The organism is Paenibacillus brevis, from assembly GCF_018919145.1.
Lineage (GTDB): Bacteria > Bacillota > Bacilli > Paenibacillales > Paenibacillaceae > Fontibacillus > Fontibacillus brevis.
In genome coordinates, this window is the sequence record NZ_JAHLQJ010000012.1 from 13,583 (window position 1) to 26,959 (window position 13,377).

Consider the following 13,377-nt stretch of genomic DNA (forward strand, 5'->3'; position numbering starts at 1 on the left):
TGATCATACCTGCATGAAAGGACCCGGCACTAGGCCGAAGTTACCGCTTCGGGAATCAGGCTTCCCTTGATGTACCATGTCATCGGATCCGTTATTTTAACCTGGACAAATTGTCCGATCAACTCCGAACCGCCTTCGAAATGAACCAGCTTGTTGCTGCGGGTCCGCCCGGACAAGACGTTGGAATTGTTCTTGCTCTCGCCTTCAACCAGCACCTCAACTACTTGATCCACCATCACATCGTTGCTTTGACGGGAATAATCATTGATCACTTCGTTAAGCTTCTGCAGCCTGACCTTTTTAACTTCCATCGGTACATTGTCGACCATTGCAGCTGCCGGCGTGCCTTCGCGCGGAGAATAAATGAAGGTGTATGCGGAATCAAATCCAACCTCCCGAACAAGCGAAAGTGTCTCTTCAAATTGCTCGTCCGTTTCTCCTGGGAACCCTACGATAATATCCGTAGTCAACACGACGTTCGGAACCGCCTTTTTGATCTTCCGGACAAGCTCCAGGAATACTTCTCTGGAATATTTCCGGCTCATCTTCTTCAATACTTCACTGCTACCCGATTGAACCGGCAAATGAATATGTTCAACCAGATTGCCGCCCTTTCCCAATACCTCCACAAGCCGGTCATCAAAATCCCGCGGGTGGGAGGTCATAAATCTAACGCGCGGAATGTCAATTTTCCGGATATCATCCATCAAATCGGCAAAGGTATAGCTGATATCGGTAAAATCCTTGCCATAAGCGTTCACGTTCTGTCCCAGTAAGGTAATCTCCTTGAACCCTTGACGGGCAAGCTCCCGAACTTCGGCAAGCACGTCATCCGGCCTGCGGCTTCTTTCCTTGCCTCGGGTAAACGGCACAATACAGTACGTACAGAACTTATCGCAGCCATACATAATATTGACCCACGCCCGCATGCCCTCGCGCTTCTTCGGCAGGTTCTCGATAATGTCGCCTTCCTTGGACCAGACCTCGACAACCATTTCCTTGCTGAACAGCGCTTCCTGAATCAAGTGCGGCAGACGATGAATATTGTGAGTTCCGAAGATCATATCCACAAAGCCATGTCTTTGCAGAATCCGGTTGACCACGCCTTCCTCCTGCGACATGCAGCCGCAGACGCCCAGCAGGAGACCTGGCTTCTCGGTCTTTAGATGCTTCAAATGTCCAAGCTCTCCGAATACTTTATCCTCCGCATTTTCGCGGATCGCGCAGGTATTCAAAAGAATAATATCCGCTTCCTTCCGATCCTCGGTCGCACGGTAGCCCATCTGCTCCAGCATTCCTTTGATCGTCTCGGAGTCATGCTCGTTCATTTGGCAGCCAAAGGTATAGACGATATAATGCTTGCCGATCCCGATGCCCTGCATTTCTTCAGGCACCGCATGGTCGTAATGCACCTGCACATCTTCCTTGCCGCGCTGCTTTTCCTTCCGTTGATTCGGCTCCGATAAAATCTGGATATCTCGTCCGCGGATCCGGATCTTCTTCCCATGCTCATCTTCAGAAATGATCTTAGCGTCCTTAAAGTCAAAATACTTGGAGTAATCCTTGTCCTTGGCAGATTTTAAGTCTGCTGGAGGCTGGCTCCCCTTCGTCATGCTGTTCACACCCTTTTATTTCGTAAAATCCCCAGCGATCTGGAATATCCAATAATTAGACATATCAATTAAAAATTATACCATATAACCGCGAGTTCAAAAAGTCAGCTTTTCAGTACCGAAAAGGTTGCGGGAACCTGAAGTTGGAGGAACGGAATGCGCAGCAAAAAGACCCGTTGTTGCCACGGGCCTTCCTTGTGCTTACTTCAATTCTATGCGCAAAATTTAGAAGCCTTTATATTGCGGCTCTTCATTTTCCAACTGCTGAACACGGCTCTCGACTTGCGTAACAATTTGTTGGGCTTGTTCCGCCGCATTGGTGAACAATGTTTTGGCCTCCTGATTCTGCGTGCCTAGAGCAAACTGCTCCAAGCTGGCTTGGGCGCTCTTCAAAGAGGCAAGTGTTGTCTTGACCTGAGATGCTACCGTCATTTTGCTTCACCACCTTTATGAACTGTTGGTCCTTTCCACCACTGACCGAGACATAATGTACCCTAAGCATAATAATGTTATTCATTACATAAATTTACTTTTTGACTTTATAGATAAAAGCTTCTCCCCTTACACATAATTGGATTAATCGGAACAGAAAAACATTTTGCGACGTGGTGATGAAAGGGGCTTTTGTTATGCCGTTATGGCTAGAAGTAGTAGTTCGAACATTGGCTTCAGCCCTAGTGCTGTTTATCTTGACAAGACTGCTCGGCAAGAGGCAAATATCCCAGCTGTCCTTCTTTGAATACGTAACCGGGATTACCATCGGCAGTATTACCGCCTATCTGTCCGTCGATGTCGATAACCACTGGTCGCTCGGCTTAATCTCGATGGGTGTCTGGTTCCTAGTCTCCCTAGGGATCGAGTATTTACAGATCAAGAGTGTGAAGGCCAGGAACTGGATCGATAGCAAATCAACAGTGCTGATTAAGGGCGGCAAAATTCTCGAAGAAAATTTGAAGAAAGAAAAGCTGACCAACGATGAACTGCTGGAACAACTGCGAAAAAAGAGTATTTTCCAAGCGGCCCAGGTAGAATTCGCCGTGATTGAGCCCGACGGAGAGATCAACGCCCTGCTCAAGAAAGAATATCAGCCGATTACCCCCTCCAGCCTGGGCGTTAAGGTCGCTCCTGAGCAAGAACCGCAGACGGTTATCGTTGATGGAAATATCATGGACGAGCCTCTTGCAACAAGCGGGTATTCCCGTCAGTGGCTGCATACCGAGCTGGAGAAGCTGGGTGTATCTCTGGACAATGTCAATATTGCGCAAGTGGACAGTTTTGGCCAGTTGTATGTCGATCTGTACGATGACATGGTTCAGATTCCTGAGCCCCAGGAGAGGGCCTCTCTCTATGCCCAGCTGAAAAAATGCGAAGCCGATCTGGAGCTGTTCGCGCTATCCACCGATGAGGCAGAAGCCAAGCAAATGTACGGCGAATGCTCGGAGAAGCTGCTCACCGTGATCACCCAGATGAAACCGCTGCTCACGCAATAAAGGAGAATAAGACAATGGCAAAAAAGAAAAACAAGAAGTTGACGCCCACGCAGCAGCAGTATCAAAGACTGGCTGCGGATATCGAACCAAAGCGGCCGATAGCAGCCAACTGCCTGAAGGCATTCCTTAGCGGCGGAATCATTTGTCTGCTTGGAGAATGTATCCGGCAAGCATTTGTTCACTTTGGCGGGTTCAGCGACAAAGATGCGGCAGGTCCGATGGTTGCCGTGCTGGTCATTGCGTCCGTTCTGCTGACGAGCTTTGGCGTCTATGACAAGATTGCTCAATGGGCCGGTGCAGGGACCGCTGTACCTGTAACCGGTTTTGCTAATTCTATGGCCTCAAGCGCCATTGAACACCGCCCGGAAGGGCTCGTCCTCGGCGTAGCTGCAGGTATGTTTCAGCTTGCCGGATCGGTAATCGTCTTTGGCACGGTCGCCGCATTTATTATCGGGATCATTTACGCGATTTTCGTTCCCGGTTATGCAGGAGGTCATTAACGATGTTAAAAGGACATCAAAGCTGGCACTTTGCCGGACGTCCCAAAATTATAAGTACCGCAACCGTTGTAGGACCTTTCGAAGGACAGGGGCCTCTGGGCGATGACTTTGATGTCATCCACGGAGATTTGTACATCGGCCAGGACAGCTGGGAGAAAGCCGAGAAAAAGCTACTGGAGGAATCCGCATCCCTGGCGATTCAACACGCAGGATTGACCAAGGAGCAGATCCAGTTTTTCTTCGGCGGGGACTTAATGAACCAGATCATCAGCAGCAGCTTTGCCGCCAGAACACTCGCCATCCCCTACATCGGCGTATTCGGTGCATGCTCCACCTCGATGGAGAGCTTGGCGCTGGCCGCTTACGTTGTTAATTCCGGAGGCGCCAACTACACGTTGGCAGGCACCTGCAGCCATAACGCCAGTGTCGAGAAGCAGTTCCGCTACCCCACCGAATACGGCTCACAGAAGCCCCCTACTGCCCAATTTACGGTTACAGGGTCAGGCTCTGCTGTTGTTTCTCTAGAGGGCCCTGCCGGTTCCCCCGTATTGACATCCGCTACCATGGGGCGCGTGATCGACATGGGGATCACCGACCCGTTCAACATGGGGGCGGCCATGGCTCCGGCAGCCGTCGATACGATTCAGGCACATTTTCGTGATTTACAAATCGAGCCGTCCTATTATGACCTCATCGTCACCGGAGATTTATCCAAGGTTGGTTATGAGATTGCCAATGAACTGCTCGAACGGCACGGCATTCCTATCAAGCAGACGACCTACAAGGATTGCGGCATGATGATCTATGACTATGAGAAGCAAAATGTACAGGCAGGAGCAAGCGGATGCGCATGCTCCGCCGTCGTCACTTACGGGCATTTGCTCCGAAAGCTCCGATCCGGTGAATTGAACCGGATTCTGGTTGTCGCTACCGGCGCCCTACTCTCCCCCTTATCCTTCCAGCAAGGCGAGAGCATCCCTTGTATCGCACATGCAGTCGCCATCGAGCGGGGCGGATAGTCCTAAACCATGACAAAGAGGCACAGGAGCTTTATACTCCTGTGCCTCTTGATATTCCGTGTATCGTTATTAGTCTACGATCTCAGCCGTGTCGCCATTGTTAGCGCCGGCCGCATTTGCTTCATCCGTATCAATGTGCATATCAAGTGCGAAATTATCGGATACGCGGGCAATGACATTCTCCAAGACCAAGCCGCGTTCGCCGCTCAAGCGAACCTTCAGCAGCTGCTTGTCCTTGATGCCCCACTTCTCAGCGTCCGAGGTATGAAAATGAATATGGCGAGCGGCAACAATGACGCCTTCTTGAAGTTCTATTTCGCCAGCAGGGCCTTTGATCTTAACGCCAGGTGTTCCGTCGATATTGCCGGATTCACGAACCGGTGCCTTCACGCCGATTGCAAAGGAATCCGTACGGGAAATCTCCAATTGGGAAGCCGGACGTGCAGGTCCCAAAATACGAACCTTGTCGAATTGCCCCTTAGCACCGATTACCGCTACCGTCTCATTAGCAGCGAATTGGCCCGGTTGGGACAATGGTTTGAATTCGGTCAACTGATAGCCTTGGCCGAACAGTGCCTCAATGTGTTCTTGCGTCAAGTGAATGTGACGCGCTGATACGCCGACTGGTACAATTTTGCTCATTTGTGATAACACTCCTCGTATATTCTCTGTATCGATGACGATTCACATCGTTACTTATTATACACCTATTTTAGCCAAAATGAAAAAGATGTCTGCAAATACAGACATCTTTTCAGGATTTATACAAATTCTGCAACAAGATTGTCAAACTCATTCTTCTCCAGATTCAACGGCTGATGTGCCAGCGGCTCCGCCTTGAATCCATGAATGAGATTCTCGTAGCTCTTCTTCTCCCGGTTCTGATAGATCAGGCCGGTAATCATGCTTCCGGTCTCCATCAGCTTGCCCATCGCCATCGCACGGTTAGCTGGATCATAATCCGGAACCGTATCCAGATTAATAATATGCTCCTTGAACCAATCATAGGTATTAACCTTATTAAAGGTAACGCAGGGGCTGAATACGTTGATCAGCGAGAAGCCCTCATGCTGAATGCCCTGCTCGATCAAGGACGTCAACTGCTTGATATCGCTTGAGAAGGACTGGGCTACAAAGGTTGCTCCTGACGCAATCGCAATCTCCAGGGGGGACAGTGTCGTCTCTACCGCACCCTCCGGCGTGCTCTTGGTCTTAAAGCCTTCACCGCTGCGCGGCGAGGTCTGTCCCTTCGTCAGACCGTAAATCTGGTTATCCATAACAATATAAGTGATATTAATATTCCGGCGAATCGCATGGACAGTGTGTCCCATCCCGATGGCGAACCCATCGCCGTCCCCGCCGGAGGCAATTACAGTCAAGTCACGGTTAGCCAGCTTCACGCCTTGCGCAATCGGAAGCGCACGACCATGAATGCCATGCAAACCGTAAGCGTTAATGTACCCTGAAATCCGGCCAGAGCAGCCTATACCGGAGATAACGGCAAGACTTTCCGGCTCCAGGCCGACATTCGCCGCCGCTCGCTGGATCGCCGCCTGAATCGAGAAATCCCCGCATCCAGGACACCAGTTCGGCTTGATGTTATTACGGAAATCCTTAAATGTTGCCATTCTTCACCAACTCCTCCTGTGCTTTGATCCCGGCCGCTTCTTGGCAGCGTTCGAAAATCTCCGCTGGCAGGAACGGGTTGCCGTCGTATTTCAGAACATTAACAATTTTATCGTGATATCCAACATTCAACTTGATCAGATTCGCCAGTTGACCTGTCGCATTATTTTCCAATACAACGATTTTCTTGGCCTTGGCCATCTGTGCGCGAACCTCTTCAGCCGGAAACGGATGAAGCAGACGAACGGTCATATGGTTGGAGGTAATCCCTTCCCCGTTCAACCGCAGACGAGCCTGGTCGATTGTCCCACCGGTAGAGCCCATACCCACGATCAGCAAATCCGGCTCCGCATGCGGAGCATGCAGATGGATCGGATTTTCAACCTCCAGCTTCGCAAGCTTGCGGAGCCGCTTATCCATCATCTTCTTGCGGTTCACAGGACTTTCCGATGGACGGCCTGATTCATCATGCTCAACCCCGGTCACGTGATGGATGCCATTCTTGTCGCCAGGCAGCACCCGCGGTGAAATGCCGCTTTCGGTAAAGGCATAACGGTTGAACATGCTCTGATCTTCCCGATCCGGGATATCCTTTACGATGTAACCGCGCTCGATCTGAATTTTCTCATAATCCAGCAATTCGCAGGATTGCTTACCCAGAGATAATTGCAGATCGGTCGCAAGAATGACCGGAACCTGATATTTCTCGGCTAAGTTGAAGGCCTGCACAGTATCATAGAAGCACTCTTCAATCGAGCTTGGAGCGAGCACAATCTTTGGAATTTCACCATGTGTTCCGTAGATCAGCGCATGAATGTCGCTTTGCTCCTGCTTTGTAGGAAGTCCTGTACTCGGACCGCCGCGCTGTGTATCCACAATGACGACCGGAATTTCGGTCATACCTGCAAGGCCGATCGCTTCCATCATCAGAGAGAGACCCGGTCCTGCCGAGGCTGTCATGCTGCGCACGCCGGCATAAGAGGAGCCGATGGCCATGGTTACCGCCGCAATCTCATCCTCCGTCTGGATGACGGTGCCGCCAAACTTCGGCAGCTTCTTGATCAAGTACTCCATAATCTCCGAAGCTGGAGTAATCGGGTATGCGCTCATAATCCGGCATCCCGCTGCAACGGCGCCCAGGCCGATCGCATCGTTACCGATCATAAACAGCTTCTGCTTTCCATCCGCAGGCTCCAGCTTGAACTGGTCGAGCGGACCGCCCGCGAGCTCCAGTACATAGTCTGCGCCCCGTTTAACCGCCTCCACGTTCTTCTCCACGATGGCAAGACCCTTGCGTCCGAATTCTTCCTCGACCGCTTTGTTAAACACTTCAAGCGGCAACCCCAGGAGCGCCCAGGAGGCGCCGGAAGCAACCATGTTCTTCATCAGCGAGGTTCCCAGCTCTTCAGCAATGCTGGTAATCGGCACCGCAAACAGCTTGGCGTTTACACCTTCCGGGACAACGGGATTGAACTTGGCATCCGCCACGATTACGCCGTTGCCATGCAGCTCATGCGAATTTAGATCGATCGTCTCCTGATCGAATGCGACCAATATATCCAGATCATCCGAGATCGAGCGGATCGGACTTGTGCTGATCCGGATTTTGTTATTTGTGTGCCCGCCTTTGATTCTTGAAGAAAAGTGACGATAACCATATAGATAATAACCCAGCCGGTTTAAAGCCGTTGAAAAGATTCGATCAGTACTTTCTACTCCTTCTCCCTGCTGCCCACCGATCTTCCAAGACAATTGACTAATCAAGATCGCCCACCCCTTTATTGGATCGCACAAAAATGAAATATAATAAGTGCTGACAGAACGTCCAACCTATGAAAAATATTATTTAAATCGAGACAAATGTGAACATTCTGTTTCAGAGTCATGTCAATTTTATGTCTGAATCAGACAAAAAGCAAGCGTTTTCTACCCTATTACATATAGTAGTTTTCGATGATATCCATATCATGATTGGATGAATTAAAGCGCTTTCTTATTTTCAGGGAAGCCAGCGCATCAAAAAAGCTCTTGCATTCCCGGATAACCAGCCTGTCACAAGCTCCTCCGGATAATATTTTAACAACAGATCGGCCCACTCCTCATATTTACCCGCATGCTCCAATCCCCTAACATGCTGATCAATTCCATCGAAATCAGATCCAAACATAATATGCTTCTCTCCGCCCAAGGCACACACATGATCCAGATGCGGTAAAATATCCATTCGCTCAACGGTCTTTGTCTGCTTCACAAACCAGGGGACAAAGGTGATACCGATCCTCCCATCCAGCGAGACAAGCGCGCGAATCTGATCATCCTGCAGGTTGCGGGAATGAGGGCATACCGTATACGCATTGGAATGGGAAGCAATCAGCGGCGTTCCGGCAGCCTCAGCCATACTCGCAAGCTCCCAGAATCCTTTTACCGATAAATGCGAGACATCCAGAATGATGCCAAGGCGTTGACAGAGGCGGACAAGCTCTCTTCCCGCCGGAGTCAGCCCTCCCCCTCTTGGTTCAAGAATGCCGTCGGCAGCCCAGTTGGCGTAATTCCAGGTGAGTCCCAGCAAGCGCACCCCCCGTTCATAGCAGACTTTTACATAATGCAGATTGCCCTCCAGTCCGTCCGCCCCTTCGATGGATAACAGTGCTCCTATTCTGCCCTGTCTCTCGGCCTCTTCCAGCTCTTGAGCCGTTCTGATCGGCATGATTCCTTGCGCAACAATCTCTGAGGCGTACAGGTCCAATTGATCCAGAATATGACCCATTTGCGGCTTGCCCAGCTTCTCCGACAGATAGATGGCAAAGCACTGCACCCCGACTCCGCCTTGAAGCATTCGCTTCACATTCACATCCAGCCGCTCATCATCGAAAAAATGGAGCTCCCGGTTGAGCTGAAGCTTGCTTAATGCATCACAATGCAAATCTATCATTCTCCGTGCCATGTCAAATCCCTCCATTTTACATTACTGTATACCCCGTTTGTCCTGAAAGAATGCAAAAAAACCTGTCTACATGATCGTAAACAGGCTTCATTATCCTATATAGACTTCGCTGCTGCTTATCTCGGTTCTACGATCAGCTTAATCGCTGTGCGGTCTTCCCCATCAATGACGATATCCGTAAATGCCGGAATACAGATCAGATCGACACCGCTCGGCGCCACAAATCCCCGGGCAATCGCTACCGCTTTAATCGCTTGGTTCAGAGCCCCCGCCCCAATAGCTTGCAGTTCAGCTGCGCCGCGCTCTCTCAAGACGCCAGCAAGCGCACCGGCTACGGAGTTGGGATTGGATTTTGCTGAAACTTTTAATACTTCCATGGCAACTACCTCCTGGGAAAAATGGTTTGCTCGATCCCACTATTAGAAACATATTCGGGAGCGCTCAAATAATTCCTGCTTTTTCCTGTATGGAGGGTTTACCCGTTTATTCCATGATCCACTCATCTTCCATCAATCGAATCTTCTCCAGCTTCCGGGCATGCCCGGTCGCTTCGTCAATATCCACTACACATCCGTGGAACTGCCATTTTCCCTCGCAGACCTGAAAGCGGACCGGCAATTGAGTTGTGAATTTACGCAGCACGGCCGTTCTCTCCATGCCTAAAATCCCTTCCCGAGAACCCACCATTCCAGCATCGGTCAAATACGCCGTTCCTTGCGGAAGAATCGTGTCGTCATTGCTTTGCACATGGGTATGCGTACCCACGACCAGAGATGCCCGACCGTCCAGGTGCCAGCCCATGGCGATTTTCTCCGAGGTCGCTTCGGCATGAAAGTCTACAAGAATGCATTTATGCTTCTTGGATAATGCCGAGACGAGCTCATCCGCCGCACGGAACGGGTCATCAATGGCCGGCAGGAACGTCCGTCCCATCAGGTTAATCAAGGCAAGCTCCTTGCCTCCGGCACGGATAATCGTATGGCCTGTGCCTGGTGTGCCTTCCGGAAAATTGGCCGGACGAACCATACGTGGTTCATCATCAATAAAATCAAAAATCTCTTTGTTATCCCAGGTATGGTTGCCCATCGTCAGTCCATGAATACCCATCTCAAAAAACTCGCGGGCAATCTTGGCCGTAATCCCTCTTCCTGATGCGGCATTCTCACCATTTGCAATAATGATATGAGGATTATATTTCGATTTCAGATGCGGCAAGGTTGCCTTTAATGCCTTTCGTCCTGTATTACCTACAATGTCTCCAATAAACAGTACTTTGATATTGTCTCCTCCTCACTGGCTAGCCTGCAGAAGCTGGCTGCTTGAAGTTCTATTAGACGTGAAAAAGCGGCCCCGCGGGGGGCCACTTTTCAGCATGTCCTTTACTTCGCGTATTCAACCGCCCGTGTCTCACGGATTACGGTAACCTTGATATGCCCCGGATAATCCAGTTCATTTTCAATCGTCTTCGTAATGTCTCTTGCCAGACGGAATGCTTCCGCATCATCAATCTTCTCAGGCTGCACCATTACGCGCACCTCGCGACCTGCTTGGATCGCGAACGATTTCTCGACACCCTCGAATGATTCGGAAATTTCCTCGAGCTTCTCCAAACGGCGAATATACGTCTCCAGCGTCTCGCGGCGTGCTCCCGGTCTTGCGGCCGACAATGCGTCAGCTGCACCGACGAGCATGGCGATCACAGAGGTCGCTTCGCAATCACCATGGTGGGAAGCGATACTGTTGATGACCACCGGATGTTCTTTATACTTCTTAGCTAATTCTACGCCGATTTCGACATGAGATCCTTCCACTTCATGATCAAGCGCCTTACCAATGTCATGCAGCAACCCGGCCCGCTTGGCAAGCGTAATATCCTCGCCCAGCTCTCCGGCCATCAGGCCAGCCAGATATGCTACCTCCATGGAATGCTTCAGCACGTTTTGTCCATAGCTTGTCCGAAATTTGAGTCGTCCCAAAATCTTGATCAGATCCGGATGCAGCGCATGAACACCCACCTCGAAGGTAGCCTGTTCGCCGTATTCCCGAATCCGTTCATCCACCTCGCGCCGGGACTTATCAACCATTTCTTCGATCCGCGCAGGGTGAATACGTCCGTCCGCCACCAGCTTCTCCAGTGCGGTACGGGCAATCTCCCGGCGGATTGGATCAAAGCCCGAAAGAATAACTGCTTCCGGTGTATCATCAATAATGAGGTCAATACCGGTCAGTGTCTCCAGTGCACGGATATTACGGCCTTCACGTCCGATAATCCGGCCCTTCATCTCTTCATTCGGCAAGGTTACTACCGAGACGGTTGTCTCAGCTACATGGTCAGCTGCGCAGCGCTGGATGGCCAACGCAATGATTTCACGGGATTTCTTATCCGCTTCCTCTTTCGCTTGCTGTTCAATGTCCTTGATCATTTGGGCTGTCTCATGGCGAACTTCCTGCTCCACATTGTTGAGAATAATGGTGCGGGCATCCTCCATGCTCAAATTCGAAATTCGTTCAAGCTCTTGAACTTGACTCTTGTAAATCAAGTCGATCTGCTGCTGTGTCTCTTCGATCCGCTTCTCTTTGCCGGCTACTTGCTCTTCTTTACGTTCCAGCGATTCCAATTTTTTATCCAGCGACTCTTCCTTTTGCAACAATCGTCTTTCTTGTCGTTGAATTTCATTCCGACGTTCACGAATGTCTTTATCAGCTTCGTTTCTCAGCTTATGGACTTCGTCCTTAGCTTCAAGAACCGTTTCCTTTTTCAGCGCTTCTGCTTCCTTCTTCGCATTTTCTACAATCTGAGCGGCAGCAGTTTCCGCACTGGAAATTTTAGCTTCTGCAAGAGATTTGCGAATAAAATATCCGATCCCGAACCCAAAGAATAAAGCGGCGGCAACGAGAGCGATCCAGATTCCCTCATGCATCTGTTCACCTCCCCGCTGTTTCCTCCAAGGCATTCCCTGGGATGCTTGCAGTTGTAATTTTCACATTCATCATTATTACAAAAATTCATTAAAGGCTGCACTGCCTTCATGACTGACAAATTGAATCCTTCACGGAGTCATTAATTTGGAAGGAAAAAAGACTCCATTTAAAGTAGATTCATGTTCATTTTATTATTTGTCAAAAGAAATTGTCAAGTAAATGACAGCACTTGTCCGCTTCTGGCGGATTATTCCTCCCATTCTTCGTCATCTGCGCTGTTTAATCCTTCCTGTTCGATGATATTGCGGAGCACCCGCGAGACAAGTGATCCTGAATAACCGCGGCGCATTAAAAAAGCGCCTGTTTTTCGTTTTCGATCCTGGAGTTCTCCTGTGGATGACCGCCATTTCTTCAAAGCCAGCTCATGAGCGCTATTCCGTTCCTCTTCCTCACTGACCATCCCGAGCGCTTCCTCGATTAGCGGCTTCTCGACGCCTTTCTGACGAAGTTCATGTCTTACCCACATTTTCCCCTTGCCCCGGCTACTAACACGCTGCTGGGCCCATTCCTGTGCGTATACAGCATCGTCAATCAGCTTCTCCTCCCGAAGGCGTCTCAGGACCTCCTCGGCAATATCTTTGCCCCAGCCTTTTTCCTCCAGCCGCATCCCGATTTCATAAGAGGTCCTCATCTTGCGGCTCAGCGCAGTCAAGGCATCGGTGTATGCCCGTTGCCGTTCATCAGCCAGGACGATTTCCTCCAGCTCTTCACGGGTAAAGCCAGAGCCTTTCATCATCCGATATTTAATCATTACATCTTCATGAATCTCTAATGCATATGTACCGAAGGAGATCCGGTAGCGGTGCTTCGGCCGCTTCAAAAGACTTACCGATGTAATGATCAGCTCTCCGTCTGCAGGGAACGCATCAATCCCCTTCGCAGATTCCTGAATGGAGGAAGAATCAGAAGAAGAATCATTAAAAGTATCGGAATGCTTCCGGGCCTTGTTCGTGCTTAGCGCTCTGCCTGTATCCCAAAAATCTTCATCGGATATGTCAACAACATCCTGCGCCCGCTCCGATCCGCCTCTACTCCTCGCATCGCGGTAATCGCGTTCACTTGGTTCTCCGTTTCCTTTCATGAGTCATCATCTCCAGTCCTGAACATGCTAAAGCGCTCTGTCCGGGGGAGCATCCCCCGCTCCAGAGCGCCAGAATAAACGATATGTTACTATAAGAGGTTGTTCAAAAAGTCATCTTTTGA

13 protein-coding genes are annotated in these 13,377 nt (G+C 50.1%); 3 read left to right on the plus strand and 10 right to left on the minus strand.

The genetic code is table 11. From position 1 onward, the window contains the following. Window positions 1–29 precede the first annotated feature (29 nt). Both miaB and KQJ23_RS14310 read right to left on the minus strand, forming a co-directional pair. Window positions 30–1,613, minus strand: coding sequence for a tRNA (N6-isopentenyl adenosine(37)-C2)-methylthiotransferase MiaB (miaB, locus tag KQJ23_RS14305; RefSeq protein ID WP_216479557.1), 1,584 nt, complete (start codon window positions 1,611–1,613; stop codon window positions 30–32). 225 nt (window positions 1,614–1,838) lie between these two features. Beyond that, window positions 1,839–2,045 carry a DUF1657 domain-containing protein gene (locus tag KQJ23_RS14310; RefSeq protein ID WP_216479558.1) on the minus strand — a complete coding sequence of 69 codons (207 nt, stop codon included), beginning with the start codon at window positions 2,043–2,045 and terminating at the stop codon, window positions 1,839–1,841. A gap of 197 nt (window positions 2,046–2,242) precedes the next feature. Between KQJ23_RS14310 and KQJ23_RS14315 the strand changes: the two genes are divergently transcribed. The 3 genes from KQJ23_RS14315 to spoVAD are packed head-to-tail and all read left to right on the plus strand — an operon-like array spanning window position 2,243 to window position 4,622. Next, window positions 2,243–3,103: a DUF421 domain-containing protein gene (locus KQJ23_RS14315; RefSeq protein WP_216479559.1), complete on the plus strand. Its 861-nt coding sequence runs from the start codon at window positions 2,243–2,245 to the stop codon at window positions 3,101–3,103. A gap of 14 nt (window positions 3,104–3,117) precedes the next feature. After that, entirely contained in the window at window positions 3,118–3,603 is a 486-nt protein-coding gene (spoVAC, locus tag KQJ23_RS14320) for a stage V sporulation protein AC (RefSeq protein WP_216479560.1), read from the plus strand. A 2-nt stretch (window positions 3,604–3,605) separates the two neighbouring features. After that, window positions 3,606–4,622: a stage V sporulation protein AD gene (spoVAD, locus tag KQJ23_RS14325; protein ID WP_216479561.1), complete on the plus strand. Its 1,017-nt coding sequence runs from the start codon at window positions 3,606–3,608 to the stop codon at window positions 4,620–4,622. A 69-nt stretch (window positions 4,623–4,691) separates the two neighbouring features. On the opposite strand, the gene pduL is transcribed toward spoVAD, so the two are convergent. The 8 genes from pduL to KQJ23_RS14365 form a co-directional block, all read right to left on the minus strand. Beyond that, window positions 4,692–5,264, minus strand: coding sequence for a phosphate propanoyltransferase (pduL, locus tag KQJ23_RS14330; protein ID WP_216479562.1), 573 nt, complete (start codon window positions 5,262–5,264; stop codon window positions 4,692–4,694). Between the two features lie 119 nt (window positions 5,265–5,383). Continuing rightward, on the minus strand, window positions 5,384–6,250 hold the full coding sequence (locus tag KQJ23_RS14335; RefSeq protein WP_216479563.1) for a 2-oxoacid:ferredoxin oxidoreductase subunit beta: 867 nt from the start codon (window positions 6,248–6,250) through the stop codon (window positions 5,384–5,386). Continuing rightward, window positions 6,237–8,012, minus strand: coding sequence for a 2-oxoacid:acceptor oxidoreductase subunit alpha (locus KQJ23_RS14340; RefSeq protein WP_216479564.1), 1,776 nt, complete (start codon window positions 8,010–8,012; stop codon window positions 6,237–6,239). Before KQJ23_RS14340 ends, KQJ23_RS14335 begins: the two co-directional genes overlap by 14 nt. A 235-nt stretch (window positions 8,013–8,247) precedes the next feature. Next, on the minus strand, window positions 8,248–9,192 hold the full coding sequence (locus tag KQJ23_RS14345; RefSeq protein WP_216479565.1) for a dipeptidase: 945 nt from the start codon (window positions 9,190–9,192) through the stop codon (window positions 8,248–8,250). Window positions 9,193–9,308: 116 nt separating this feature from the next. Beyond that, on the minus strand, window positions 9,309–9,569 hold the full coding sequence (locus tag KQJ23_RS14350) for a stage V sporulation protein S (protein WP_006286829.1): 261 nt from the start codon (window positions 9,567–9,569) through the stop codon (window positions 9,309–9,311). A gap of 106 nt (window positions 9,570–9,675) precedes the next feature. Then, the gene (locus KQJ23_RS14355) at window positions 9,676–10,470 is read right to left on the minus strand and encodes a TIGR00282 family metallophosphoesterase (protein ID WP_216479688.1); all 795 of its coding nucleotides are present in this window, start codon (window positions 10,468–10,470) and stop codon (window positions 9,676–9,678) included. Window positions 10,471–10,571: 101 nt separating this feature from the next. Further along, a complete protein-coding gene (rny, locus tag KQJ23_RS14360; RefSeq protein ID WP_044478432.1) occupies window positions 10,572–12,113 on the minus strand; it encodes a ribonuclease Y in 1,542 nt (513 codons plus the stop codon). Window positions 12,114–12,361: 248 nt separating this feature from the next. Next, window positions 12,362–13,255: a regulatory protein RecX gene (locus KQJ23_RS14365; protein WP_216479566.1), complete on the minus strand. Its 894-nt coding sequence runs from the start codon at window positions 13,253–13,255 to the stop codon at window positions 12,362–12,364. Window positions 13,256–13,377: the final 122 nt, after the last annotated feature.

Excerpts from the sequence above, each read along its gene's own strand:
- miaB (WP_216479557.1), bottom strand. The coding sequence starts at position 1,613 with ATGACGAAGGGGAGCCAGCCTCCAGCAGACTTAAAATCTGCCAAGGAC.
- KQJ23_RS14310 (WP_216479558.1), bottom strand. The coding sequence starts at position 2,045 with ATGACGGTAGCATCTCAGGTCAAGACAACACTTGCCTCTTTGAAGAGC.
- KQJ23_RS14315 (WP_216479559.1), top strand. The coding sequence starts at position 2,243 with ATGCCGTTATGGCTAGAAGTAGTAGTTCGAACATTGGCTTCAGCCCTA.
- spoVAC (WP_216479560.1), top strand. The coding sequence starts at position 3,118 with ATGGCAAAAAAGAAAAACAAGAAGTTGACGCCCACGCAGCAGCAGTAT.
- spoVAD (WP_216479561.1), top strand. The coding sequence starts at position 3,606 with ATGTTAAAAGGACATCAAAGCTGGCACTTTGCCGGACGTCCCAAAATT.
- pduL (WP_216479562.1), bottom strand. The coding sequence starts at position 5,264 with ATGAGCAAAATTGTACCAGTCGGCGTATCAGCGCGTCACATTCACTTG.
- KQJ23_RS14335 (WP_216479563.1), bottom strand. The coding sequence starts at position 6,250 with ATGGCAACATTTAAGGATTTCCGTAATAACATCAAGCCGAACTGGTGT.
- KQJ23_RS14345 (WP_216479565.1), bottom strand. The coding sequence starts at position 9,192 with ATGGCACGGAGAATGATAGATTTGCATTGTGATGCATTAAGCAAGCTT.
- KQJ23_RS14350 (WP_006286829.1), bottom strand. The coding sequence starts at position 9,569 with ATGGAAGTATTAAAAGTTTCAGCAAAATCCAATCCCAACTCCGTAGCC.
- rny (WP_044478432.1), bottom strand. The coding sequence starts at position 12,113 with ATGCATGAGGGAATCTGGATCGCTCTCGTTGCCGCCGCTTTATTCTTT.
- KQJ23_RS14365 (WP_216479566.1), bottom strand. The coding sequence starts at position 13,255 with ATGAAAGGAAACGGAGAACCAAGTGAACGCGATTACCGCGATGCGAGG.